The sequence below is a fragment of the Pseudarthrobacter sp. PH31-O2 genome (genome assembly GCF_030063265.1).
Classification (GTDB): Bacteria; Actinomycetota; Actinomycetes; order Actinomycetales; family Micrococcaceae; genus Arthrobacter.
The window spans coordinates 27,590-51,011 of record NZ_JASIST010000013.1; the positions used below are offsets into that span (position 1 = coordinate 27,590).

Below are 23,422 nucleotides of genomic sequence, written 5' to 3' on the forward strand. Positions count from 1 at the left end.
CTTCGTGAGCATCATTGCGTGACCAACGGAGATGAGCGCCACGAGTGCAACTTTTGAGGGTAAAGCCCACCGGGGTTGTTGTGTGGTTCCCACCTTGCACGGCGCGTACGCTTCCGGGCACCGGCGGCCTGGGTAACCGCGCCTGGCAACGCACCGTTCGTCGCGGGCTACGTGGGACACTTCTGGGTGCCGCCCCAAAGTGTTACGTGCAGGCCCCTTCACCGGACTATCCATCGAACGGTCTTGCGGGACGTCGTCTGGCAGCCCACCTCTACTTCAAAGATCAGAACCTCGGACCTCGATGGGGACCCGCTAGCCCACGGATCAATCGAAGTCTGTGGTTGCGGGCGTTACCGGAGCATCTGCCTCTCCACGCGTCCCTTCTGCCCGGGACCCGGGCGAAAGCAGCAGTGGAGCGATCATATCGTTTTGCGCGGCAGATCTGGTCCACCATACCCGGGCGTGATCGAGATCTCCGCCCTCCCTAGCATGCAGACCGAGCATGTTCATGCTGTCCGTGTTGCCAGCATCAGCGGAGGCCGCGACGGCGCGAAGCGCGTTCATCGACGGCGTCGGCGGCGTCTTGAGGGAACAGCAGCAGGCAGTCAGCGGCAATGGTACTGCCTGCTTTGACAGCTTTCAGGAGCAATTGCCGGGCTAGCGGAACGGCTCCGCCTGCGAGATATAGCTCGGCGATGCTCATGAGCACTTCGGGGTTGCCCGAGGCTGCTGCACGCTTGCGGTGGTCAAGTCGAGCCTGCAGATCCCCGTCCGTGCAATACTCTCCCAAAAGGAGCTCCGCAAAGGGAGCGACATCCTCATCGCCGCTGTCGATGGCAATCTGGTAGGCGTTCCGGGCACCGGCCGGATCATCCTGCCCCTCAAGCAGCAGCCCCAGGTTCACGGCTGCCGATCTGCAAGGCGCTGCAGATCGCCCCGAGCACGTACTACGCCCGCCGTTCCCGGCCGGAGTCCGCCAGAGCAGTCAGCGACCGGGAACTGAGGGGAAAGATCGAGCGCGTCCACGCTCAGAACTACGGCGTCTACGGAGTCCGGAAGATCCACAAGGAGCTGCACCGGCAGGACATCCCGGCGGCGCGCTGCACCGTCGAGCGGCTGATGCGCCAGAAGGGCCTGCGCGGGATCTCGCGGTCCAAGGGGCCGCGCACCACGAAGCCAGCACCGGAGACCGGCAGGCCCGCGGACCTGGTCGAACGCCGGTTCCAGGCCACGGCGCCGAACCGGCTGTGGGTCGCAGACATCACGTATGTCCGCACGTTCGCCGGCTGGGACTACGCGGCGTTTGTCATCGACGTCTTCTCCCGCAGAGTCGTCGGCTGGCAGGTGGCCACCAGCCTCTACACCGATCTGGCACTGGACGCTTTGGAAATGGGCATCTGGGCCAGGACCCGGGACGGCGCCGACCTTACCGGTCTCGTGCACCATTCCGACCGCGGAGTCCAGTACCGTGCGATCCGCTACACCCAGCGGCTGGAAGAAGCAGACGCTGTGGCCTCCGCCTGGTCCAAGGGCGATAGCTATGACAATGCCCTCGCCGAGGCGTTCAACTCACTGTTCAAGGCCGAACTTGTCCGCAACAAGGGCCCATGGCGGGACATCAGCCACCTCGAGGTTGCCGTGGCTGAGTACGTAGATTGGTTCAACCACCGGCGTCCACACGGCGAGATCGGCCATGTCCCGCCAGTCGAATACGAGCAGCTCCACGCAATCCACCCGGCCCCGGAACTGCTCTCAATTTCCAACTAAAAACGCCTCCACAAAACCCGGGGCTTGACATGAACGAACCCTGTGCTGCTGCCGCGCCCACCCCGCTGACCACCACCAACCCACGTAAGGACACAGATCATGACCACAAAAAACGTCACGGACGCCTCATTCGCTGAAGACGTCCTCCAATCGGACAAAGCCGTCATCGTCGATTTCTGGGCCGACTGGTGCGGGCCCTGCCAGAAGGTATCCCCGTGCTGGACCAGATCGCCGTCGAATACGCCGACAAAGTCCAAGTCGTCAAGGTCAACATCGACGAAAACCCTGCCGTGGCCGCGAGCCTGGGAATCACATCGATCCCCGCCATCTACCTCTTCAAAGACGGCGAAAACAAGGCGTCCGTCATCGGCGCGCGGCCCAAGCAGTTCCTTGAAAAGGAATTCTCGGACTACCTGCGCTAAGCCCGGTGCCCGCCGGAGGCGGGAGGCCCTGACGGTTCCGCGAGCCGTTCCTTCTCTCCGCAACCGATGGCGGCAGACTTGAACTGGCGACCTGCACACCACCACAAGGAGAACCCATGACCACCACCCCGTCAGTCATTGTCTTTGATGTGAACGAAACCCTCTCGGATATGTCCCCCATGGGGACGCGCTTCAGCGAGGTCGGGGCGCCGGCGGCATCGGCCAAACTCTGGTTCGCGACGCTGCTGCGCGACGGCTTCGCCCTCACCGCCAGCGGCGACAACGGCTCCTTCGCCGGGATCGGGGCCGACGTGCTTCGGGACCTGCTAAGCGGAGTGGAGCTGAACCGCCCCCTAGACGCGGCGGTCGAACACATCATGAATGGCATGACCGGCCTGAAGGTTCATCCGGATGTCCCCGACGGGGTCAGGGCACTCTCCGCGGCCGGGTTCCGGCTGATCACACTCAGCAACGGCTCGGCCCGGATCGCCGAAAAGCTATTCAGCGCGGCCGGAATCCGGGACGAGTTTGAGCTGCTGCTCTCGGTCGAAGATGCTCCCGACTGGAAGCCGGCCCGTGCCTCCTACGACTACGCGGCCACCGCTTCCGGGACCGATCCGGCCGGCATGCTGCTGGTAGCCGTCCACCCGTGGGACATCCACGGCGCGGCCCGCGCCGGGATGCGCACGGCGTGGCTGAACCGGACCGGGGGACGCTACCCGGAGCACTTCGAAGCACCCGAATTCACGGTGAGCGCCCTGACCGGCCTCCCCGCGGCCCTCGCCGGGGCAGCCTGACGGGGCCTGTAGCCGTGCCCGGGCGCGGCACAGCGGCGGGTAAGCGCTGTGCCCCATCCCCGGATGGTTCGACTATCCGATGAATCCTTTGCCTTTGAGCCAGACGGCGGCCGCGTCCCGGGGGTTCATTTTGCGGTCGCCGGAGACATCCTGGTTCAGGTTCAGCAGGTCACCGGTCGTCAGTGCCTGTGAGACTTTATTCAGGACCTCCGTGCTCTTCGCGTCCAGACGGTCCTTGAGCGCGAGCGGCAGTACCTGCTGGGCCGCGAAATTATTCAGCGGATCCTCCAGGACCACCAACCGGTTCTGCACGATCAGCGGGGAAGTGCTGAACACGTCTGCGGCCTGGATCCTGTCATCCAGCAGCGCCCTAACGGTGACCGGTCCGCCGCCGTCGCTGAACGGAACGAACTCTTTGGGGACACACCCGTAGGTAGCTTTAAGCCCCGGGAGACCCTGGGGCCGTTCCTTCGCTTCCGGCGGCATGCCAAGCGCAATCTGATCACAGACCTTCCCCAGATCGGAGAGGCTCTTGAGCCCGTATTTCGCCGCCGTCGACTCGGTCACCACGATAGAGTCTTTGTCCCCGGCCTTGGCCGGTTTCAGGACGGTCAGGTCCGCGGGAAGTTTGCCGGGGAGTTCCTTCATCACGTCTTCGGCGCTGACGGCGGTGGCCGTCTTGTCGACGTAGCGCAACAGATTGCCGCTGTAGTCGGGGACAAGGTCGATGGACCTGTCCTGCAGCGCCCTGACGTAGACTTCGCGGGATCCGATCCCGGGCTTGGTCGACGCCGGGATGCCGGCCGCGTTCAGTGCCCCGGCGTAGATCTCGGCCAGCGTCTCGCTTTCGGGGAAGTTGGCCGAGCCGATGATCAGGGCGCCTCCGGAGCTGGCCTGGCCGGAGGGCTGGGCGTTGTTCAGCGGGTCCGCGCCGGCGCCGCAGGCGGCCAGCCCGAGCGTGAGCAGGGTCCCTGCTGCCAGGGCAACGGTCCGTGTCAGGGGATGTCTCATGATTATGTTCCTTTTCTTACCCCGGCAGTTCCCGGGCGCGATGATGGGTGAGGTCGACCGTGGGGGCCACGGACCGTCAGGTTCTGCCGGTGGCCATGACTGCGGCGGCAATGTCTCCTGGGGTGGGTCCGCCGGTGTCCGGCGGGCCGGGGATGAGGGCCCGCGCGGAGACCGGGATCGTGAGTCGAATGGCATCACCGGCGCCCAGCAGACGGCCCCAGGGCGCCTCTGCCTGAAGGGTGATGCCGGAAACATCAACGGTGACCAGCCGTCGGGGTCCCAGCACCCGGATGTCCGTCACGATGGCGGGCACACCGTGCCCTGCGGTGCCCCGGGCGTTGTCCTGGATGCTGATGCTTTCCTGGCGGATGACCATCACACCGGGGCCGTCGGGCCAGTCGGTGTCCGCGGACAGGTCAAGGTCGCCCAGGGCCGAGTAGTGGACTCCGTCCCGGACGATTCCTGTGATTTCGTTTGTGCCGCCCATGAGCCGGTGGACTTCCAGGGACGCGGGTCGGGAGTATACGAGGTCGACGCGGTCGTGCTGGAGCACCCTGCCGTGGCTGAGGAGCGCGATGCGGTCGGCGACGGCGGCCGCTTCGTCGCGGTCATGGGTGACCATGAGGATGGTGGGGGCCAGCCGCTCCCGCAGCTGTGCCAGCAGCTCGTGCATGGTGGAGCGCAGTTCCTGGTCAAGGGCGCTGAACGGCTCGTCCAGGAGCAGGATGGCAGGCCGTGCGGCCAGGGCCCGGGCGATGGCCACCCGCTGGGCTTGCCCGCCGGAGAGGGCCGTCACGGGGCGGCGGCCGTACCCTTGAAGCTGCACCAGGTCCAGGAAATGGGCGGCATCGGTCCGGGCTGCCCGGCGGCGGACACCACGGACGGTCGCGGCGAAGGCGACATTGTCCAGGACGTTCAGGTGGGGGAACAGCAGCGGGCGCTGGGAGACCAGGGCCATGCCGCGGTGTTCGGGGCTGACCCGGGCCAGATCGGCGCCGCGAAGAACGATCCGACCGGCGTCCGGGGCTTCGAGTCCGGCCACGGCGCGCAGCAGCGTACTTTTCCCCGATCCGGACGGCCCCAGGACGGCAGTGCACGAACCGCCCTCCAAAGTGAGGTGCACGTCGTTCAGGACCTGCGCTGATGAGCTGCTGAACGACTTTGAGAGTCCTTCGATAACCAATGTGTCGTTCATGGAAGATCTCCCGGGGGTTTGCGTGCGAAGAAGCCAAGAGCCAGCAGCACGATCAGCGGTGGAAGGACTGCCGTCGCTGACAGCACGGCAACGACGGCATCGTTGCCGGTGCCGGAGGCGGCCGAGGCGACGAGCAGCGGAACGGTGGTAAATGCGCCGCCGCCGACCAGAAGCGTGATGAGGTAGTCGCTCCAGCCGACCAGGAAGGCCAGGAACGCACTGCGTGCCAGTGCCGGGGCCAGCAGCGGCACCTGCACCCGGGTAAAGACCTGCCACCGGGTGGCTCCCAGGGTGCGGGCCTCGTCTTCAAAGCCACGGTCATGCGCCCCGTAGGCCACACGCATGGTGTACGTCGTGTATGGCAGGGCGTAGACGCTGAGGATGAGGATCACCCCGGCCAGGGGCGGGACCTGCAGCCTCAGGAGCAGCACGTTGAGCCCGAAGGCCGCCGCGAACGCCGGGAGCGCCAGCGGAGCAAACAGCACGGCGTTGACTGCCGCGGGGAACGGGACCCGGTGGTAGGCCAGGGCCCGGGCGGCCAGCATGCCGAGCGGGGTGGCGACGGCGCTGACCGCCAGCCCCAGGCCCAGGGAACGGGCGAAGGCCGGGACCGCGCCCTGGGCCAGGGCCGACCGGACGCCGTCGAAGCCCCAGACATCGGGCAGGGCGGCCGGATAGGACCAGCGGTCCGCGAACAGCCACAGTCCCAGCGGTGCCAGGGGAAGGAGGAACCACGCCGCCAGCGCCAGGGTCAGCAGGGTGCGTCCCGCCCGGCCCGGGTTGCGGGAGGCCCGCAGGGCCGTGCCGTCCCCGCGCGGCGGCGTCCATGGTGTCCTAGGGCCGGCAGGAAGTGTCACCGCCATAGCGGAATCCTCCTCAGGAGGGCGAACGCTGCGGTGGCGGCCCCGATGGACACGATTGTGGTCACCATCGCGAGGGCTGCGGCCTCGGGCCGGGACGTCAACGACGCGGAGCTGAAGACCCGCAACGCCATCACCGGAAGAGGTTCGGGATAGGGCCGGCCGAGGAGCCAGGCGACCTCGTAGGAGCCGAAGGTGTAAACGAAGACGATGGTTGCGGAAACGGTCAGCGCCGGAAGGCTCAGCGGCACCAGGACGTGCCGGAGGCGCCGGAGGCGGCCGGCTCCCAGGAGGGCCGCCGTTTCGTCATAGCCCGTTGAGCGGGTGATCAGGGCGCCGGTGACGACGAGGGCGACGAAGGCTGATTCCTTCCAGCTGTAGTCGGCAATGACCGCGATCCACCAGGGTCCTCCCACCAGCCGCGGCCAGGCCTCCCCCGCCCCGGTTAGCCGGGACAGCAGGCCGGAGTCCGAGAGCAGCAGCCCGACGGACGCGGCCCCGACGATGTGCGGAATAGGGATCGTGAGGGTACTGACGGCGGCAACGACCCGGCCGCACCAGCGGCCCTGAACGATGATCAGGGCCGCCGTGAACCCCACGACGGAGGCTGCGATGGTTGACGCCGCCGCGATGGCCAGGGACAGGCCGATAGCGGCGGGGAGATCCGGGGCCACCGCGGTGTACGCCCCGAGGGTCAGTGTCGGGCTGCCGGTCAGCGGCAGCAGGCCCAGGCTTTGGGCAGCTGCGGTCAGCAGCCCGCCCAAAACGACGAAGGATGCCATCAGCACCGCCGGGGCGGCCGTCATCGCCGGCGGCAGGGGTCTGCGCGGGCTCAGCAGGTCACGGCTTGAGGGCACGGTGTCACCGGCCGATGAGGATCTGGCGCCGCCAGGCGTCGTCGAGTTCCGGCACCCATGCGGCCGAAAGTTCCGGGTTGGCGTTTTTCGACAGCACATCGTAGGCGGGCACCACCGGCGATGGCGGGAGGGCATCGAACATGGCCCGCTGAGGGGCGCTGAGCGCGGCCGGGTCAAGGACCGGGAACTGCCCCCAGATTCGGGGGTCCGCTTTGGCGGCCTGCTGTTCCGGGGAGAGCGCTAGGTTCGCGACGACCATTGCCCCCGCCTGGTGCCCGGAGGTTGACGGGATCGCCAGGAAGCTCGCGTTCCCCACCGTGCCCTCCTCCAGGGTGAGGACTTTCGTGGCCGCCGGGTAGGTGCCGTCGGCGACGAGTTTGCTCAAGGTGGCCGGGCCGTAGGTCATGGTGAAATCGACCTGGCCGCCGGCGAACAGGGCGTTCAGTTCCCCGGACGTTTTCGGGTAGGTCTTCCCTTCGCGCCACAGCGACGGGCCAAGGCCGGTGAGCGTGTCGAACAGGGCCGGGGTGAGCCTGTCGAATGAGGCCCGGTCGTAGCCCAGCGGCACGTTGGTGTATCCGCCGGAGACGCTGTAGAGCACCTGCCGGGTGAAGACGGAGCCGGTGAAGTCAGGCGGTGCCGGGTATGTGAAGCGGCCCGGGTGCGTCCGGGCCCAGTCCAACAGCCCTGCCAGGGTCCTCGGCGGGTTGGTGACGGTCGCGGAGTTGTACGCGAAGGTGAACTGGGCTTTGTTCCACGGCGCTTCGCAGCCCTCGACCGGTGTCCCGAAATCGTTGGCCAGCAGCGGATCCGACGGCGCGGTGAGTTTCATGTTGGGCAGCATCGGGGTCCAGCCGCACGACCATGCCCCGGCCTGCTTACCGGTGCCGAAGTTGTCGCCGTTGACCCAGACCAGGTCGACGCCGCCGTCCGGGGTTCCGGCCTGGACTTCGGTCAGGACACGGTTCAGGGCATCCTTCGTGTCGGCGACCGGGACGCGTTGAAGCTTGACGCCTTCTTTCGCTGCCGCGGGGGTAAGGGTGTTGTCGACGAAGGAATTGCCTTGCTCATCTCCGCCATACATCCATAGGCGCACGGTCTGGCCCTGGGCGGCTGCGGTGACCTGGTCCCAGCCGGTGAACCCCGGCTGCGCCGCCGGAGGGCCGGCGCAGCCGGCCAGGGCCAGCGCAGCGACCGCGATCGCGGCCGTCCCGGAGAGCATGTTTCTGGCGCGGAGCGTAAAAGTCATGGGCGGTGTGCCGGTCCTGTCAGGGCGGTGATCGTCTGCGGCAGTGCGTCGTGGCCGGGTGTTGGCTGTTCTCACGGCTGCGGTTTCCCGGCCGGTGCTGCCGGTGTGACGGGGCGGAGCGGCAGCATTTTGCGCAGCCCGGCGTTTTCCGCCGCGTCCAGGGTCGAATGCTGGACGCAGGCCGGGACCAGCCGCCCGGTTTCGGGGTGGCTCATCGCGTACATGCAGGATCCGAGGCGTTCCTGGGTTTCCCGGATCTTCGGGTCATCGCTGGTCACGCCGCGTTCCATCAGTGCCCAGGCCGGTGCGACGTCGGCGGCGTCCATGAAGTTGTGCACCACGAACGCTTTGAACGAGAGCCGGCGGCTCCAGGCTGCGGACGCCACCGCACCCAGGCCGCCGGCCCGGCCCACGAGGCGGCGGGCAAAGGAGGCCATGACGGGAAGGTCGTCCGGGTGGGCCAGGAGTGCCCGGACGATTTTAGCGGCCACGATCCACGCCGGGGTGCCGCCGAAATACATGCCGCCGTGGTGCTTCAGGAGCCTGTCGCGCGCGGCGAGGTCCCGGGGGTCGTCCGGGTCCAGCAGTGGAGTGAGCATCGATCCGGTGCTGAGGGCGACGGCGGTCCGGTTGCACCGGGCGTCCCCGAATTGGGTTCCCTGCCAGGGAATGGGTTGGCCGGCGCCTGCTTCGATGCGGGACCAGACGGCGTCGATGGTGATCTCGTCGAAGTCCTTGGACCATCTGCGGTCATCCCCGATGTAGGCGGCCGGCTGGAAGGAGAGCATGTCGTACGGCATGCCCAGCACCGCGCTGGTCACCTCGGGGACCTGGTCGACGTTGGCCGGGGTGACGGTCATGTTGTGGGCAAGGTAGGAGCTGACGCCGTGGTCGTGTTTGAGGGCGACGAACATTTCGGCGAACCTGGCGCGGAACGGGTTCAGTTCTGCTTCGTTGCGGGGGCGCACGGCCCCGCGCCGGCCCCGCATCAGGGAATCGAAGTGGGCGGCAAAGGATACTTTGCGGAATCGCGGGCTGCCGTCATTGTCCAGGACGACGTCCAGGAGGTAGTCGTAGTCGAAATCGCCGTGGGTCATGGACATGGGTTCGCGTCCGTTGGCGTGCATGGCCTGCAGGGCTGCGGCGTGGTCCTGGGCCTGGAGCAGGCTGACTTCCCCGCCGATCAGCTGGGCGTGGGCGCGGGGGCCGCGCACCCGGCGCAGGAACTCCATTTGTTGTGTGACGGCCGTGACGGTGTGTTCGCCGTCGATCCGGACTTTGTTCGCGTCCGCGGAGTGGTAGCACGGTGAGCAGGTCAGATTGCATTTGGGGAACACGCCGTGGGTGCCTTCGCAGCCGACGGCGCTTCGTCCCAGCAGCTGCGCCGGGGTCTTCACGTGCTCGGGCAGCCCGGCCCAGCGCTGATCCATCGCGGCCCTGCTCTCCGGGTGGACCGGGCGTGTGAGGAGCTCGACGCTCCGGAGGAGGGCTGCGATCTTCATGGTTCTCCTGCTGGTGTGAGGATAGTCGGGGCCCGGGTGGAGGGGGCGCCGGGTACGGGGCCGGGGGAAGGGAGCGGGCGCTCCCTTCCCCCGGCCTGCGGTGTCTCAGGCGGTCAGTTCCGGGACGGCCGGCAGGTCCAGTTCGGTTCCGGCGTAGTGGTTGAAGTAGTTGGTGAACAGGTTGGCCGCGATGTGGGCGAACGCCTCCGAAAGTTCCTCGGCGTTCCAGCCGGCGTCAAGAGCGGCCTGCCAGGTCGCGTCGGAGACGTTCCCGGTCCGGGCTGCGGCTTCACGGGCGACCAGAGAGATGGCTTCGAGTTTTTCGTCGAAGTCCACTTCACCGGCTCGGATCGCGATGATCTGGCCATCGTCCAGGCCCGCCCGGCGTGCCGAGAGGGTGTGGGCGGCCTGACAGTAGTCACAGCCGTTCTGGTTTCCGACGGCCAGGGCAATCGCCTCGCGGGTGCGGGCGTCAAAGCTGCCATGTTCGGCGATAGCGGCGGACATCCCCATGTAGGAGGCGATCACGGCCGGTGAGTGGGCCATCCCGGCATGGATGTTGAGCAGTTTGCCCATCTTCTGCTCCAGTTTCCGGGCGTTCCCTTGGGACGCTTCGGGTACTGTGGCAACGGTGTGGGCGGGAATGCGTGGCATGTTGTATGTTCTCTTGTCTTTGGGGACTTACAGGATAAATCTGTGGGGCGGAGGGAGCGGCAGATGCGTGGCTGCGTCCGGTCAGGGTCGGTCGCCGCTGACGATGACTCCCCCGCCGGGGGCGAAGGCGACATGGTCTTTGATTATCCGGGCCAGGGGTGTCGGCCGCGGGTAGGACCAGGCGGCGTTCGGTGCCCGGTGGTCCCCGGCGCGGACGTGGTGGTAGCGGGCCACACCCTTCCAGAGGCACAGGGTCCGGACCCAGCTGTTTTCCAGTGTGTCCGGCACCAGCGACTCTGCGGGGAAGTAGTGGTTGCCTTCCAGATACACCGTTTGCCCGGAGCGGGCGATCACCTGGCCGTGGAACGTGGCCGTGATCATGAGGAGCTCCTAGCCAGTTTTTGCAGGACGTCGCGGTCCTGGATGACGATGCGTCCGCGGCCCTGGCGGATGGCCATTTTGGCTGTGAGGTCACTCATGATCTTGCTGGTGGCCTCCCGTGAGGCGCCCAGGAGGCCGGCGAGCTGTTCGTGGGTCAGGTGGATGGTCCGGGCCTGCCCGAAGCGCGGCGGCCCCGCGGCGTCGCCGAGTTTGAGCAGAGTGGACGCCACCTGGGCCGAGAGCGGCCGCAGCGCCAGGTCGGTGAGGCGTTCTTCGAGCCGGGCGACCTGTTCTCCCAGGAGCCGCGAGATCCGGATCGCGATGCGCGGATCCGAGAGCAGGAACCGTTCGACCTCCTCCACGCTGAGCTGGCAGATCGCCGCGTCTTCGATGGCCTCGGCGTAGTTGTCATACATCCGCTGGCCCACGAGCATCATTTCCCCGAACACCGCGCCCGGTTCCAGGATGGCCATCGTCAGGGCCTTGCCATCTTCGGCGACCCGGAAAATACGCACCCGGCCCGACTTGAGGATAAACAGGGCCTTGACGGGCTGGCTCTGGCTGAACAGCAGCTCTCCGCGGCGGAACAGCCGGGCCGGGGCCATCAGGTCCATGGCCTCGATCTCCTGTGCGCTCAGGTCAGCGAACAGATCAACTTCATTCAAACAACTAAACGGGTCAGTGGGTCCTGCCATCAGCGGGTCAACCTCTCGTTGCCGCGGGGCCCACGGTCGCAGGTCTCCGGAAACGGTAGCCCCCACGTCCACCCGGCAGGAATCGGTCATGCCCGGCTCGTCAGGACGCGGACCGCAACCAGTCCCAGAATAGCGCCATAGATCGTGTGGCCCATGAGGCTCATCAGAGCGGTGAGGTCAATAGCGAACAGAGGCATGCCCATCATGGCCGGCATGATCATCAGCGGGCCCAGGACCCACCAGATCGCCCCGTAACCGAGCCCGACGAGGGCGCCGCGGCCATAGCCGGTCAGGAACCGGTTGCCGAAAAGTACCGTCAGGCCGAGCCCGATCAGCACCGAAATCATCAGGTGGACGCCGAACCCGATCACCGCCGAGCTGGAGCCGACCATGGACGCGATGACGGGCAGCATGCCCATCATCGCCATGAGCATGCCGAAGACGATACCGCCGGCGATGCCTCCTGCGACCCCGGCGAGGACGCGCCGTCCCATGCCGGTGCCGGACACGGGACGGGAAAGAGCTGATGCAGAAGCCATGACGGCGACCTTCCATGGAAGAGTTTTTTTGCTGACCTCTTCAAGGTATGGCCGGGCCGGGATGCCGTTCAGTAATCTGCACTACACAGCAGAAACTAATGAGGTCAGCGGTGCAATGCGCCCCCGCAAAGCCGGGATGTGGACATGGCGGCGGCGTTCCCCGCTACCTGTCGTGCGTCGTCTTCCCGGCCCGGATCTGCAGGTGTCCGCCGCGGGCCGAGGCGCGCACGACATCGACGCACCGTTCCTCCACGGCCTGCCATGGGGCGGCGGTGATGTCGGATCCTCCGACCGCGCAGGCCAGCCGTGCCAGCGGAGTCAACCACCGCGCCCATCCCTGCGGTTCCTGCAGGTCCACGACACCGACCCGCGCCTGTGCGGCCAGCAACCCGGTCATGTTCATCCAGGCCCGCCGCCAGCCCCCCATCAGGGACAGCGAGTAGGTTGCCAGGGCCGCATCCGAAACCGCGGTTCCCCCGCTCTCTTCGATGCGGGCAGCGATGGCCCCGGGCTCCAGCAGCACCATGTCCGCCTGGAGCAGGATCACGTTCTGCCAGCCGCGGGCCAGGGCGCGGCGCCGCGCCTGGTGGAGCATTTCGGCGCTGCGGTCGATCCCGACGATGGTCCCGGAGGTACCGATGCGTTCCTGCAGCAGCGGAAAATTCAGTCCGGTTCCGCAGCCGATGTCCAGCACCTGCTGGCCCGTTGTGAGGGCCAGGGCCTCGATGCCGAGCACCCGTCCGGCATGATAGACAGGGTATTCGCCCGAGAGCAGATCATAAAACGGGGCAAACAGCGTGTATTTATCGCCGATGGCGGGCTCCTTCTGGTTCGTTCCGCCGCAGCGGAACAGCCGCGGACGACCGCACCGCCGGGCGCTTTTGTCCGGCATTGAACATCACTTACGAGGAGTCCATCATGGCAGTTGAGAACCCGATCATTGACCTCCTGGTCGTCGGCGGGGGAACCGCCGGAATCGTGGGTGCCAAAACGGCGGCCAGGTTCGGAGCGCGAACCCTCCTGGTCGAACAGGCCCGCACCGGCGGTGACTGCCTGTGGACCGGGTGTGTGCCCTCCAAGACCCTCCTGTCGACAGCCGACCACGCCACGACAGCCCGCGCACTGACCGGGCAGCCCCCGGCATTCGCCGGGGTACGGAAACGCATCTTTGCCGCGATTAACACCATCGAACCCGTCGACTCCCCTGCGGCACTTGAAGCCGCTGGAGTTGAAGTCATCAAGGGCGCGCTGATGTTCCGCTCCCCCGGGGTGGCCGAGGTGGACGGCAGGACGATCCGCTTCCGGCAGGCACTGATCGCCACCGGCGGGGCACCGGTCAGCACCGGCATCCCGGGCCTGGACCCGGGGGCCACCGTGACCTCGGACACGATCTGGGAACTCGACACCCTTCCCGGGCGGCTGGCGATTGTCGGCGGCGGCCCGATCGCCTGCGAACTTGGACAAGCCTTCGCCCGCCTCGGATCCGAGGTCACCATGATCGTCCGCTCCCGGATCCTCCCCAAGGAAGATCCCGACGCCGCTGACATCGTCCGGGAGAGCCTGGCATCTGATGGTGTCCGCATCCTGGAGAACACAACCGTCGAGAATGCGGTCACCACGGACGCCGGGTCCCGGCTCCTGCTTGGGGCCGGCACCGCCGTTGACACGGATACGGTTCTGCTGGCCACCGGGCGCACGCCCCGAACCGCTGGGCTGGGCCTGGAGCGGGTTGGGGTAAGCCTGGACAAGGACGGTCAGGTAATCACGGACACCCGGATGATGACCTCCAACCCGCTCATCTGGGCCGCGGGAGACGTGACCGCGAACCCCCAATTCACCCACCTGGCTGGCGTCCACGCATCCGTGGCGGCCTCGAACGCGGTGCTCGGGCTCAAACGCCACGTCAGCGGCACCGTGCCCCGGGTGACGTTCACCTCCCCGGAGGTGGCCGCGGTCGGGCTCACCGTGGCGGACAGCCACCGGCAGCACCGCGTCCGGACTGTCCGTCATGCCCATGTCGACCGGGCCGTGACGGAGGACACCACGGGCGGGTTTACCCGGCTGATCGTGGACCGGCGGGGGAAAATCCTGGGCGGCACCATCGTGGGCCCGCGGGCCGGGGAATCCCTGGCTGAACTGACCCTGGCCGTCCAGAAAGGGATGACAACGTCCGATATTGCCGGGACGACCCACCCGTACCCGACCTTTTCGGACGGGGTCTGGAATGCTGCCGTCGCCGATGTCCGGGAGCGTCTGGCCTCTCCGGGCATGCGCGGGGCCATGGCGGTGCTGCTCTGGTTCCGGCGCCGCTGGCTGGACCGGCCCCTGCCTCACCGCAGGGACCGGTAGCCGGCTATGACCCGCTGGACGCCGCTGGCGGCGACCAGCAGCGCCCAGACAGACGCGATTTCCCACGCGGCGCCCGGGAAGATCAGCCAGAGGCTGTGCACGGCCACGGTCTCCGCGCCCTCGGTCAGGCCGCCCAGAAACGACAAGGACCGGCCGTCCCGGAGCTGGCGGCCGGTTTTTTCGGCGATGGAGGAGAACGCCAGGAACGCCGTGCCGTTGATGTAGTAGGCGAAGAGGACCAGCAGGAACGGCAGCCACGGGGCGCCGAACGCCGCGGTCGCGCCGATCCCGACGCCGACCACCGTGGCGCCGTAGACGATGAAATCGGCGCAGATGTCCCAGAATCCGCCCCGCCCGGAGTCCTCAGTCCCCGCGCGGGCGTTCCGGCGCCGGGCCAGCGGACCGTCGAGGCCGTCGGCTACCCGGCACAGCAGCCACGCCGCCAGGGCCGGCAGCCACCACTGCGATGCCGCCAGGACCGCGCTGGCAAGACCAAGAACCAGGTTCAGGCCCGTCAGCCGGTCAGGGGTGATCCACGGCCGGTCCAGCCAGCCTGCGGCCCGCCCCAGAGCCGGCTCCATGACCCGACGCAACCGGGCATCAAACATCGGCGCCCTTTTCCTTCCGGCGGCGCCGGACCGCGGCCACCAGCCCGGCCACCGTGAGCACGCCGAGGGCGCCGAGGGCGAGGTTGAGCTGCCATCCCGGCTGCAGGCCGAACGCACCCAGGGTCACGAAACTCACCGTTCCCGGGAGAATGCCGATGGCGGTCCCGAGGAAGTAGGGCCACCAGAGGATGGAGGTCAGCCCGGCCGTATAGTTGATGACCGTAAACGGCAGCACGGGTACCAGGCGGACACCGATCATGGCCGCCAGGCCGCGGCGCCGCAGCAGCTCATCGACTTTCTCCACCCGCGCCCCGGTGAATTTCTCCACCGCCTCCCGGCCCAGCCAGCGGCCCAGCCAGAACGCGGCGACAGACCCCAGGATCGCGGCGATAAAGACGACGGCGATGCCGCCGGCGAACCCAAAGACCAGCCCCGCGGCAACTGAGAGGACATTTTTGGGCACCGGCGCCAGCGTCAACGCGGCATAGCCGAGGATGAAGGCCGCCGGCGCCCACCAGCCGGCGGTGCCGAAATAACTCCGGATGTCCTCCACCGGTGGAAGCGGAAACAGCAGCGCCGCCACGGCAGCGGCGGCGACGAGAACCAGCAGGATTCCGAGCCGAATCACGGCCCGGCGCCGGCTGCCCGGGACAGAACCCGTCACGGGGTGTCCCCGGCACCGGCGTCAGGGATCCGGGTTTCGTCCTCGGCGGTGCGGATGGCCCAGGCGGCGTTGACGAGGCCGATATGGCTGAAAGCCTGCGGGAAATTTCCGAGCAGTTCGTTACTGTCCGGGGCGACCTCCTCGGCCAGCAGGCCCAGGTCGGTGGCGAACCCCGCGGCCCGTTCGAAGACGGCGCGGGCGCGCAGGGTCTGTCCGGCCAGGGCCAGGGCATGGGCCAGCCAGAACGTGCACAGCAGGAACGTTCCTTCCTCCCCGGCAAGCCCGTCGTCGCCCTGGTACCGGTACACCAGGCCACGGCTGTCGGTGAGCCGTTCTTCGATGGCGTCGATCGTTGCCAGCATCCGGGGGTGATCGGCGGGCACGAACCCCACGATGGAGAGCATCAGTGCCGACGCGTCCAGGTCCTCGGATCCGTAGGCCTGGGTATATGCGTTGGCTGGTTCGTTCCAGCCGTTCATCCGGATCGAGTCGGCGAGCAGCGCCCGGGTCCGTATCCAGTGGGGAACCCGGTCCTCCGCGTTCAGGACCCCGGCGAGATCGATGGCCCGGTCCACGGCCACCCAGCACATCAGCTTTGAGTGAAGGTAGTGCCGGGGCGCGCCGCGGACCTCCCAGATGCCCTGGTCCGTGGACTGCCAGCGCGATGCGGCAGCATCTGCCGCATCGGCAAGGAACTGCCGCGTCCCGGGTTCCAGATCGTTCAGGTACTCCGGAAGGGTCGCGGCGGCGTCGAGGAGTTCCCCGTAGACATCGAGCTGACGCTGGTCCCAGGCGCCATTGCCGACCCGCACCGGGGCGCTCTCGCGCCAGCCCGGAAGGTGGGCCAGCTCGCGTTCGGACAAGTCCCGTTCCCCGCCGATGCCGTACATGATCTGCAGCTCGTCGCCGCTGCGGAGCCGGCCCGCGGCCGCGGTTGCGAGGAAGTGGAAGAACTTCCCGGCCTCATCCGGACACGCGGCCACCCACAGGGCCTGCAGGGTCATGCTGGCGTCCCGGATCCAGGTGTACCGGTAGTCCCAGTTCCGGGTGCCGCCGGCGACCTCGGGCAGGGACGTCGTCGGGGCGGCAACGATCGCGCCGGTCGGATAAAACGTCAGCGCCTGCAGGATCCTGCCGCTGGAAGCGACCAGGTCCTGCCAGGGTCCGTCGTAACTTTGATGCATCCGGGACCAGCTGCCCCAGCCCTCCAGCGTGTCCTCAAGCCGGCGCGCAATGTCCGCCTGGCTCCAGAACGCCGGCGGTACCTGCCCGGCGGTGCGGTGGTGAAGGGCGAATCCCAGGGCGTCTCCGGTGCGGAGCACAGGTTTCGCGCGCGCTTGGCCATCATCGAGTTCGAAGAGCACCGGCGTGGAGAGAGTCAGCATGTTGGCCCCGCCATGGACGAGGATTCCGCCGGCGGTGTCCTCGAGGAGCGGCCGGACGAGGCCGTAGTCCGGCCGCGGCGCGAAGACCACCTCCATCTCAACTTCGCCGTCGACGCAGGCCACCTGCCGCAGCAACGTACCGGGAGCCCCCGCGCCGAGGTCATGTCCCCTGTTCCCGTCTCCCAGCACCAGGGAGTCGGTGACTTTCACGGTCCCGCCGGCTGTGGTGTGGAGTGTTTCCAGCACCATCGTGGGCCCGAGGTAACGCCGGGTCGAGGAGTGTGGGCACGCGGGCCGGATCGACCAGTAGCCCGCATCCTCGCCCAGGATCCGTCCGAACACCGAGGGGCTGTCAAAACGGGGGAAACACAGCCAGTCCACCGAACCTGCGGCGCTCACGAGCGCCGCGGAGTGGCAATCGGCGAGCATGGCATAGTTGGCGATGGGCTCACTGGTCATATGGACACCCTGCCTGATTCACTCAAGACGGTCCAGCGCGTCTTCAATGGCGCGGTGGAACGTCGGATAAGCGTAGATCATCCGCCGCAGTGTGCTGATCGGAATCCGGGCGTGGACGGCAAGAGTCAGGGCCGAGAGGACCTCTCCCCCGGCGGGCCCGGCGGATGTCGCACCGACCAGCACCCCGTGATCGGCGTCTTCGACGAGTTTGATGAACCCCTGATTGCCGGACTTGTGGAGCCAGCCGCGGGCGGACGTGGCCAGGTCGGTGAGACCGACACGCACGTTCAGGCCTTTCCCGCGGGCCTGGGCCTCGGTGATGCCGACGGAACCGATCTCGGGGTCCGTGAACGTCACCCGGGGAACCGCATGGTATTCGGCCCGGGCCGGGTCCTGGCCCAGGATGTGCGCGGCGGCGATGGATGCCTGGTACATGGACACGTGGGTAAAGGCGCCCTTGCCGGTGATATCGCCGATGGCGTAGACGCCGTCGGCGATCCGCATGTGACCATCAGGGTCCAGGAAGCGGGCGGCCGGATCCAGGCCCAGGCCGGCCACGCCGAGGGGCTCGAGGTTGGTGGTTCGCCCCGCCGCGACCAAAAGCCGTCCACCACGAAGGGTCGACCCGCCGAGGTCTACCGTGAAGGCGCCCGAAGAGTGCCGGATGCTTTCAATTCGTGCCCCGACGCGGACGTCGATGCCCTCTCCGCGCAGCACTCCCTCGAGGAGTTTGCCGGCCTCGGGCTCTTCCGGGGGCAGCAGGCCCGGTGCCGCTTCCAGAACGGTAACCCGGGTGCCGAAGCGTGCGAAGGCCTGCGCCAGTTCCGCGCCGATCGCCCCTCCCCCGACGACAATGAGGGATTCCGGTAACACGGTCGCGGCGATGGCCTCCCTGTTGGTCCAATACGGCACGTCGGCCAGACCCGGGATCGGAGGAATCATCGGTTCTGTGCCGGTATTGACCACGATGGCGCGGCGGGCGGTGAACTCCCGGCCAGCGGCGCTGACCGTCCGCGGCCCGGTAATTCTGCCCCGGCCACGAACAAAACGGCCGCCTTTGCCGGTGAAACGGTCCACGGCGACGGTGTCGTCCCAGTCATCGGTGGCTTCCGAGCGGATCCGGTCCGCCACCGGTGCCCAGTCCGGGCGGACGTCGGCATCCCCGGCGAGGCCGTGGATCCTTCGGCCCTCCGCTAGGGAGTTGCCTGCCCGGATCATCATCTTGCTCGGAATGCAGCCGTAGTAGGGACACTCCCCGCCAACCAGGCGTCCTTCGATTCCCACGACCGAGAGGCCCGCTTCTGCGAGATCGCCGGCGGCGGCCTCACCTCCCGGTCCCATCCCGATAACAACAACATCAACTTCCTCAGCCACGAAATCTCCTTACCATCATCAATCCGATCCTTCTGAAAAATTCATTCCCTGCCCGGACCGAGATCGGTGGGACCCCGTGCCTCCGGCGGTAATGCCCGGTCATTGGGGCCTCCGGCGGACCCGGACGGCGGTCGGCTGGGTGGACGCTCAGCGATGTCCTGCCGTGCCGGCCGGTTCCTGCGGGCCGCCGGGGCTGGCCCGGTCCCGGTGACGGTTGTGTCAATGTGGACTTCCGAATGCAGGGTGCGGTGCACGGGGCATTTGTCGGCAATCTCCCGAAGCCTCTGACGCTGACCGTTGTCCAGGTCACCATCCAGGCGGATGACCCGTTCGATCCTGTCCACCTGCCCGGTCCCGGTTTCGCATCCTTCGCAGTCCCTGGCGTGGATCCGGGAGTGTCTCAGCGACACGGTCACCTTTTCCAGCGGCCAGTTCTTGCGCCGGGCATACATCCTCACCGTCATCGAGGTGCAGGCCCCCAGACCGGCCAGCAGAAAATCATACGGGGACGGTCCGCTGTTCGTGCCGACAGGCTCGGGCTCGTCGGCGGTTAGCCGGTGCCGTCCGATCTGGACATGCTGGGCGTAATCGCCGGTGCCGCGTTCGGAGACCACCACGAGTCCCTCCGCCGGGTCAGCCGATTCCGGCACCGGCACCTCGTCAGGGCCCGGCACCGATTCGGGGAGCGAAGCGAAGGCATAGCGGCTGGCCCAGGTGGCGAGCATCGTCGCAGCGAAAACAGCATCCGCAGGCTTCGTCAGGAGATGGTCTGCGTTATCGAGTGCGATGAAAGTCTTCGGGTGGCGCGCGGCCTCGTAGATACGGCGCGCGTTATCCGCATCGACGGTCGCATCGACGGGCGAATGCATCACCAGCAGGGCTGCGCCAAGACGGCGGATGCGCTCCGATTGGGGCTGTGCGGCGATGTCGTCGAGGAACTGGCGTCTGATGCGGAATGTCCGCCCGGCGAGCAGCACCTCGGCTTCACCGCGCTCTTCGATCTCGGTGCGGCTGGCGCGCATCAGATGCGCTACGTGATCCGGATCCGCCGGCGCCCCGATGGTTGCCACGGCCCGCACCTCCGGGACGCGGTGGGCGGCGGCGAGCACCGCCGCGCCGCCAAGGGAATGCCCGATCAGGAGCGATGGCGCCGCGAAGCGCTCGCGCAGGAAATCCGACGCGTGGACAAGATCCTCAATATTGGAGCTGAAATTCGTGTTGGCGAAATCGCCCCCGGACTGTCCCAGACCGGTGAAATCAAACCTCAGGACGGCGATGCCAAAACCGGTCAAGGCTCGAGAGATCCTGGCCGCCGCCAGAACGTCCTTGCTGCACGTGAAGCAGTGCGCGAACAACGCATACGCCCGGGGCGCCGATTCCGGAAGATCCAGCCGGGCCGCCAGCAGTACCCCCTCCGACCCCGGGAATTCCAGCCTCTCGCTCCGCATGCTCAAGCCTTCCCGTGTCTGTGGATACCTCTGTGGATGGGCCAGATCTGACCGCTGCTGCCTAAATTGGCGCGCAACCCGGCCACTGGCCGGAGGCCTTCAGGCGGGAGCCCTGGCAGGTGCAGGATCCGCCCCTGGCTATTAGGTGATTTGGATTTCTCTCCAGAAAGCAACGTAGTTGCTGTAATCCCGGCCCACCCGATCCAGCGACGCGGGATACGGTTCGGGGTAACTGAAAGCGCGGTCCGCTAATAGGTTCCCGCCGCCGTCTTTGAGACTGAAGTACTGGCATCGGCCTTTCCACCCACAGGTGTACGGCGTTGGACTGGCAATAGGCAGGGCGGAGTCAACGCTCTGCGGCGGGAAGTACCAGTTTCCCTCGATCTTGATCAGCTCGTCCATGGGTGCTTCCGCAAGCACGGTGCCGTTAAATACTGCTTTCATGGGATCCGCCCTTTCAGGGTGAAATCATTCATTCCCACGAATCTAGGGGCGATCCTCGTCCGGGTTCTGCGATCCGGGACACACAAGAGACGATCCGTGAATTACCTGGTGCCGGTCTCACCTGCAGCCAGGGCCCGGGTCCCTTCCGACAGTCGATGAGCTTCCAAGGGGAGCATCAAGGGAGCCCACGGAACGAGAGTGGGTCTTAGGGCGGTAAGTTTCGGGACTATTGGGCCCCGGAGACAGTCGGTTTCCTGACCGGCACCTGGCCTCACTTCCGGAGCTGCGTCGTCCAAATGCTGTGTATCCCAGATTACGGATCTCCGTGCCTCGGGCGGCCTACTGTGGATTGGGCCGCCGTCGGGCTGGGGAACCGCCTGGATATAGAGCGGAGCCAGGCCCGCTGCGGGGCCGCTCAACCACTGATGCGGTGTACATCCTGCGCAAACCGAAAAGGAGCAGACATGTATCAAGCTATCTGGAACGACGTCGTACTGGCAGAGACGGATACGACAACCCGTGTGGAGGGGAACCACTACTTCCCGCCGGACTCCCTGAAGTCTGTGTACTTCAATGTCAGCCCTACGACATCCCACTGCCCATGGAAAGGCACTGCAAAGTACTACACGCTCTCGGTGGACGGGCACCAGAACGCTGACGCCGCGTGGTACTACCCCAGCCCCTCACCGGCCGCCGAACACATTCGCGACTACGTAGCCTTTTGGAATGGCGTCCGGGTTGTGAAAGCAAGGGAGAATCCGCTCACTGCCCTCTGCCGCCGGATCACGACGCGCAAATGACGTCCCCCGCCCCCGGAACAAAGCCGCGGGACGATCCGCGCGATACCGAAGGTTCCACCGGCGCCCCTTCGTTCAGGCGTGTTGCACTCGAGGCAGCCGCCGTGTCCTCCGCTGTGGCGCTCGGCTGGGTACTCATGGCCGTCTCCCACCCGACAACGACCTACCATTTCGCGCCGCTCGTCGCCGTGGTCGTAGGCGCGGTCCTCGTACGTGCCCGCACTCAGAAATCGATTCCGCTTCGACGCGCTCTGGTTCTTACCTCGGGCAGTGCTCTGCCCGCGTTGATTTCGACGGCTGTGATTGAGAGTCTCAATGCTCTTGGCGGGCCAACTCTGATCGGTGCTGGAAACGCGTTGGTGGAGACCCTAGTAGCCATTGCGGCGGGACTAATCATCGGCGTCACCACGATGATTACACCCTGGAGGCCGAGGGATAGGGGGTGATCAAGCCGTTAGCGTGACTTTCCCGAGCATTGGTCCAAGCCCCTTGACCATTTTGGTTTCGCGTCCGGCGTCACTGACTGGCAGCGCTCAAGCACCTGGGCGGGGGCTATTGTGAAATAAGCCACACCTTCACGCGTCCGGGTAACCTCTGGCAGGCGTGCAGCGGCCGTGTCCTGCAGGTGCCCTACCGGCCCCTCACAGGATATTCCTTTAAACGACTTCGGCACAGGACCCGATCGCTCCGGGCGCCCATGCGGCAGCCCATCCGGGAGGTGGTGCGGGATGGAAAGGCAAGAAGCGAGGGCCGACGACTTGCCTGCATTCCCGGTGCGGGGATTCGGGTTCTGGATTCCGGCACTGGTGTTGCCGCTGCTGCTATTGGGGGCAGCAGTAACAGTTTTCCTGCTGGGTTCGGGGGCAGTCGCCGTCATCCTCGGCGGCACACTGCTCCTAGGGGCGGTCTCGTCAGTCGCGTTCTATTCCTCGGGCGTCCGGCGCCGGCGCAGTGCCCGACGCCGACCCGGCGCGACGGATGCGACTAGCCACCGCAACCATCCCGATTAGTGTGATGTAAATCACTCATGCCTGTGCGTGACGAATTCCCTAACGGCGACGTCTCATTCCTGTAGGCATCCAGCCGGGTGCTGAATAACGATGGTTTTGAATAGTTTTCCAGGAGTGATTCTTTTGACTACACAGCCCCAGAGCAAGACGCCTGCTGACCTGCCGACCGCATCGGCGTCCACCCCCGTGAACACCAAGGCGGGCAAGGACGGCCGTGGAGCGACCACGATTGCCGACGGTGTGGTCGCGAAGATCGCCGGTATTGCCGCGAAGGACATCCCGGGGGTGCATGCCCTCGGCGGTGGTGCAGCCCGGATGATGGGTTCTCTGCGCGATGCGGTGGGACAGAAGGACCTGACGCAGGGTGTCTCCGTGGAGGTCGGGCAGACTCAGGTCGCTGTCGATATCACTTTGGTAGTGGAGTACCCGCATCCGCTGCAGAAGGTCGCCGATGATGTCCGCGACGCCGTTTTTGGTGCTGTTGAGGATCTGGTGGGCATGGAAGTCACCGAAGTGAACATCACGGTCACCGACATTCACATCCCGTCCGAAGATGAAGATGACTCAGACGCTGAAAAGGCCGCCGCACCCACCCGCGAAGGCCGCGTCTCGTGACCCCAATGTTCGCCGGCATCGCGATCGGGGCAACCCTGGCGATCACGGCTCTGGCCTTCGGTTTTTGGGGCTTACTGCTAGTGGCCCTCTTTATGGCCATCGGCGCGGCCCTGGGCCGCAGCGCGGAAGGCCGGCTGGATCTGGGCGGAGTCCTCGACGCGCTTCGCGGCAAGCGCTCCTCCTCATGAGCGACAGCACCATCGAGCCCCGGCAAACAGTCCGCGCAGCTCCTCGGGCGGGGCGCCTCGCGGGCCACACCAGAATCACATCGGCCGCCTTGCACCACACGATTGGGGCCATCGCGGCGGATGCCTTCGGGATTCCGTCCCGGGCGGTCACA

General features: G+C 66.8%; 25 protein-coding genes and 1 pseudogene. 8 read left to right on the forward strand and 18 right to left on the reverse strand.

Annotated elements, in window-relative coordinates; translation table 11 throughout:
- Positions 1–529: 529 nt before the first annotated feature.
- Complete coding sequence (locus tag QMG72_RS16420; RefSeq protein WP_226776165.1) at positions 530–904, reverse strand: hypothetical protein; 375 nt, start codon at positions 902–904, stop codon at positions 530–532.
- 8 nt (positions 905–912) lie between these two features.
- Between QMG72_RS16420 and QMG72_RS16425 the strand changes: the two genes are divergently transcribed.
- The 3 genes and pseudogenes from QMG72_RS16425 to QMG72_RS16435 all read left to right on the forward strand — a co-directional run bounded on the left by QMG72_RS16425 (position 913) and on the right by QMG72_RS16435 (position 2,986).
- Complete coding sequence (locus QMG72_RS16425) at positions 913–1,767, forward strand: IS3 family transposase (RefSeq protein ID WP_283481192.1); 855 nt, start codon at positions 913–915, stop codon at positions 1,765–1,767.
- Between the two features lie 99 nt (positions 1,768–1,866).
- Positions 1,867–2,189: pseudogene (trxA, locus tag QMG72_RS16430) on the forward strand (thioredoxin).
- 116 nt (positions 2,190–2,305) lie between these two features.
- Positions 2,306–2,986 (forward strand): haloacid dehalogenase type II, encoded by a 681-nt coding sequence (locus QMG72_RS16435; RefSeq protein WP_283481119.1) that lies wholly within the window; start codon positions 2,306–2,308, stop codon positions 2,984–2,986.
- Between the two features lie 72 nt (positions 2,987–3,058).
- On the opposite strand, the gene QMG72_RS16440 is transcribed toward QMG72_RS16435, so the two are convergent.
- The 11 genes from QMG72_RS16440 to QMG72_RS16490 form a co-directional block, all read right to left on the reverse strand.
- Positions 3,059–3,997, reverse strand: coding sequence for an ABC transporter substrate-binding protein (locus QMG72_RS16440; protein WP_283481121.1), 939 nt, complete (start codon positions 3,995–3,997; stop codon positions 3,059–3,061).
- A gap of 76 nt (positions 3,998–4,073) precedes the next feature.
- Complete coding sequence (locus tag QMG72_RS16445) at positions 4,074–5,192, reverse strand: ABC transporter ATP-binding protein (RefSeq protein WP_283481122.1); 1,119 nt, start codon at positions 5,190–5,192, stop codon at positions 4,074–4,076.
- A complete protein-coding gene (locus tag QMG72_RS16450) occupies positions 5,189–6,055 on the reverse strand; it encodes an ABC transporter permease (RefSeq protein WP_283481124.1) in 867 nt (288 codons plus the stop codon). The genes QMG72_RS16445 and QMG72_RS16450 overlap by 4 nt, the downstream gene beginning before the upstream one ends.
- The gene (locus QMG72_RS16455) at positions 6,046–6,858 is read right to left on the reverse strand and encodes an ABC transporter permease (RefSeq protein ID WP_283481126.1); all 813 of its coding nucleotides are present in this window, start codon (positions 6,856–6,858) and stop codon (positions 6,046–6,048) included. The genes QMG72_RS16450 and QMG72_RS16455 overlap by 10 nt, the downstream gene beginning before the upstream one ends.
- Positions 6,859–6,913: 55 nt before the next feature.
- Positions 6,914–8,158, reverse strand: coding sequence for an ABC transporter substrate-binding protein (locus tag QMG72_RS16460; RefSeq protein WP_283481127.1), 1,245 nt, complete (start codon positions 8,156–8,158; stop codon positions 6,914–6,916).
- A 71-nt stretch (positions 8,159–8,229) separates the two neighbouring features.
- Entirely contained in the window at positions 8,230–9,660 is a 1,431-nt protein-coding gene (locus QMG72_RS16465; protein ID WP_283481128.1) for a hypothetical protein, read from the reverse strand.
- Between the two features lie 105 nt (positions 9,661–9,765).
- Positions 9,766–10,314, reverse strand: coding sequence for a carboxymuconolactone decarboxylase family protein (locus QMG72_RS16470; RefSeq protein ID WP_283481129.1), 549 nt, complete (start codon positions 10,312–10,314; stop codon positions 9,766–9,768).
- Positions 10,315–10,395: 81 nt separating this feature from the next.
- Positions 10,396–10,695 (reverse strand): DUF427 domain-containing protein, encoded by a 300-nt coding sequence (locus tag QMG72_RS16475; protein ID WP_283481130.1) that lies wholly within the window; start codon positions 10,693–10,695, stop codon positions 10,396–10,398.
- Entirely contained in the window at positions 10,692–11,360 is a 669-nt protein-coding gene (locus tag QMG72_RS16480; protein ID WP_283481132.1) for a Crp/Fnr family transcriptional regulator, read from the reverse strand. Before QMG72_RS16480 ends, QMG72_RS16475 begins: the two co-directional genes overlap by 4 nt.
- Positions 11,361–11,476: 116 nt before the next feature.
- Positions 11,477–11,929, reverse strand: coding sequence for a hypothetical protein (locus QMG72_RS16485; RefSeq protein ID WP_283481133.1), 453 nt, complete (start codon positions 11,927–11,929; stop codon positions 11,477–11,479).
- 163 nt (positions 11,930–12,092) lie between these two features.
- Entirely contained in the window at positions 12,093–12,821 is a 729-nt protein-coding gene (locus tag QMG72_RS16490; protein WP_283481134.1) for a class I SAM-dependent methyltransferase, read from the reverse strand.
- Positions 12,822–12,847: 26 nt separating this feature from the next.
- Here QMG72_RS16490 and QMG72_RS16495 point away from each other — a divergent pair, with 26 nt between their 5' ends.
- A complete protein-coding gene (locus QMG72_RS16495) occupies positions 12,848–14,278 on the forward strand; it encodes a dihydrolipoyl dehydrogenase family protein (protein ID WP_283481136.1) in 1,431 nt (476 codons plus the stop codon).
- On the opposite strand, the gene QMG72_RS16500 is transcribed toward QMG72_RS16495, so the two are convergent.
- The 6 genes from QMG72_RS16500 to QMG72_RS16525 all read right to left on the reverse strand — a co-directional run bounded on the left by QMG72_RS16500 (position 14,260) and on the right by QMG72_RS16525 (position 20,660).
- Entirely contained in the window at positions 14,260–14,886 is a 627-nt protein-coding gene (locus tag QMG72_RS16500) for a CDP-alcohol phosphatidyltransferase family protein (RefSeq protein ID WP_283481138.1), read from the reverse strand. The genes QMG72_RS16495 and QMG72_RS16500 overlap by 19 nt on opposite strands.
- Positions 14,879–15,550, reverse strand: a complete 672-nt coding sequence (locus QMG72_RS16505) for a TVP38/TMEM64 family protein (RefSeq protein WP_283481140.1) — start codon at positions 15,548–15,550, stop codon at positions 14,879–14,881. The genes QMG72_RS16500 and QMG72_RS16505 overlap by 8 nt, the downstream gene beginning before the upstream one ends.
- Positions 15,547–17,394 (reverse strand): glycoside hydrolase family 15 protein, encoded by a 1,848-nt coding sequence (locus tag QMG72_RS16510; protein ID WP_283481141.1) that lies wholly within the window; start codon positions 17,392–17,394, stop codon positions 15,547–15,549. The genes QMG72_RS16505 and QMG72_RS16510 overlap by 4 nt, the downstream gene beginning before the upstream one ends.
- Positions 17,395–17,412: 18 nt before the next feature.
- A complete protein-coding gene (locus QMG72_RS16515; RefSeq protein ID WP_283481142.1) occupies positions 17,413–18,768 on the reverse strand; it encodes a dihydrolipoyl dehydrogenase family protein in 1,356 nt (451 codons plus the stop codon).
- A gap of 41 nt (positions 18,769–18,809) precedes the next feature.
- Positions 18,810–20,216 (reverse strand): bifunctional alpha/beta hydrolase/OsmC family protein, encoded by a 1,407-nt coding sequence (locus QMG72_RS16520; RefSeq protein ID WP_283481143.1) that lies wholly within the window; start codon positions 20,214–20,216, stop codon positions 18,810–18,812.
- Between the two features lie 141 nt (positions 20,217–20,357).
- Positions 20,358–20,660, reverse strand: coding sequence for a DUF427 domain-containing protein (locus QMG72_RS16525; RefSeq protein WP_283481144.1), 303 nt, complete (start codon positions 20,658–20,660; stop codon positions 20,358–20,360).
- 464 nt (positions 20,661–21,124) lie between these two features.
- Between QMG72_RS16525 and QMG72_RS16530 the strand changes: the two genes are divergently transcribed.
- The 4 genes from QMG72_RS16530 to QMG72_RS16545 all read left to right on the forward strand — a co-directional run bounded on the left by QMG72_RS16530 (position 21,125) and on the right by QMG72_RS16545 (position 23,270).
- The gene (locus QMG72_RS16530; RefSeq protein ID WP_283481145.1) at positions 21,125–21,460 is read left to right on the forward strand and encodes a DUF427 domain-containing protein; all 336 of its coding nucleotides are present in this window, start codon (positions 21,125–21,127) and stop codon (positions 21,458–21,460) included.
- A gap of 725 nt (positions 21,461–22,185) precedes the next feature.
- A complete protein-coding gene (locus tag QMG72_RS16535) occupies positions 22,186–22,467 on the forward strand; it encodes a hypothetical protein (RefSeq protein ID WP_283481147.1) in 282 nt (93 codons plus the stop codon).
- Between the two features lie 123 nt (positions 22,468–22,590).
- Positions 22,591–23,082, forward strand: a complete 492-nt coding sequence (locus tag QMG72_RS16540; RefSeq protein WP_502934671.1) for an Asp23/Gls24 family envelope stress response protein — start codon at positions 22,591–22,593, stop codon at positions 23,080–23,082.
- Positions 23,079–23,270 (forward strand): DUF2273 domain-containing protein, encoded by a 192-nt coding sequence (locus QMG72_RS16545; RefSeq protein ID WP_283481148.1) that lies wholly within the window; start codon positions 23,079–23,081, stop codon positions 23,268–23,270. Before QMG72_RS16540 ends, QMG72_RS16545 begins: the two co-directional genes overlap by 4 nt.
- Positions 23,271–23,422 lie beyond the last annotated feature (152 nt).

Coding starts and splice junctions, on each gene's coding strand:
- QMG72_RS16535 (WP_283481147.1), top strand. CDS start 22,186: ATGGAAAGGCAAGAAGCGAGGGCCGACGACTTGCCTGCATTCCCGGTG.
- QMG72_RS16465 (WP_283481128.1), bottom strand. CDS start 9,660: ATGAAGATCGCAGCCCTCCTCCGGAGCGTCGAGCTCCTCACACGCCCG.
- QMG72_RS16520 (WP_283481143.1), bottom strand. CDS start 20,216: ATGCGGAGCGAGAGGCTGGAATTCCCGGGGTCGGAGGGGGTACTGCTG.
- QMG72_RS16525 (WP_283481144.1), bottom strand. CDS start 20,660: ATGAAAGCAGTATTTAACGGCACCGTGCTTGCGGAAGCACCCATGGAC.
- QMG72_RS16485 (WP_283481133.1), bottom strand. CDS start 11,929: ATGGCTTCTGCATCAGCTCTTTCCCGTCCCGTGTCCGGCACCGGCATG.
- QMG72_RS16490 (WP_283481134.1), bottom strand. CDS start 12,821: ATGCCGGACAAAAGCGCCCGGCGGTGCGGTCGTCCGCGGCTGTTCCGC.
- QMG72_RS16495 (WP_283481136.1), top strand. CDS start 12,848: ATGGCAGTTGAGAACCCGATCATTGACCTCCTGGTCGTCGGCGGGGGA.
- QMG72_RS16500 (WP_283481138.1), bottom strand. CDS start 14,886: ATGTTTGATGCCCGGTTGCGTCGGGTCATGGAGCCGGCTCTGGGGCGG.
- QMG72_RS16510 (WP_283481141.1), bottom strand. CDS start 17,394: ATGACCAGTGAGCCCATCGCCAACTATGCCATGCTCGCCGATTGCCAC.
- QMG72_RS16475 (WP_283481130.1), bottom strand. CDS start 10,695: ATGATCACGGCCACGTTCCACGGCCAGGTGATCGCCCGCTCCGGGCAA.
- QMG72_RS16440 (WP_283481121.1), bottom strand. CDS start 3,997: ATGAGACATCCCCTGACACGGACCGTTGCCCTGGCAGCAGGGACCCTG.
- QMG72_RS16445 (WP_283481122.1), bottom strand. CDS start 5,192: ATGAACGACACATTGGTTATCGAAGGACTCTCAAAGTCGTTCAGCAGC.
- QMG72_RS16450 (WP_283481124.1), bottom strand. CDS start 6,055: ATGGCGGTGACACTTCCTGCCGGCCCTAGGACACCATGGACGCCGCCG.
- QMG72_RS16435 (WP_283481119.1), top strand. CDS start 2,306: ATGACCACCACCCCGTCAGTCATTGTCTTTGATGTGAACGAAACCCTC.
- QMG72_RS16470 (WP_283481129.1), bottom strand. CDS start 10,314: ATGCCACGCATTCCCGCCCACACCGTTGCCACAGTACCCGAAGCGTCC.
- QMG72_RS16530 (WP_283481145.1), top strand. CDS start 21,125: ATGTATCAAGCTATCTGGAACGACGTCGTACTGGCAGAGACGGATACG.
- QMG72_RS16455 (WP_283481126.1), bottom strand. CDS start 6,858: ATGACGGCCGCCCCGGCGGTGCTGATGGCATCCTTCGTCGTTTTGGGC.
- QMG72_RS16460 (WP_283481127.1), bottom strand. CDS start 8,158: ATGACTTTTACGCTCCGCGCCAGAAACATGCTCTCCGGGACGGCCGCG.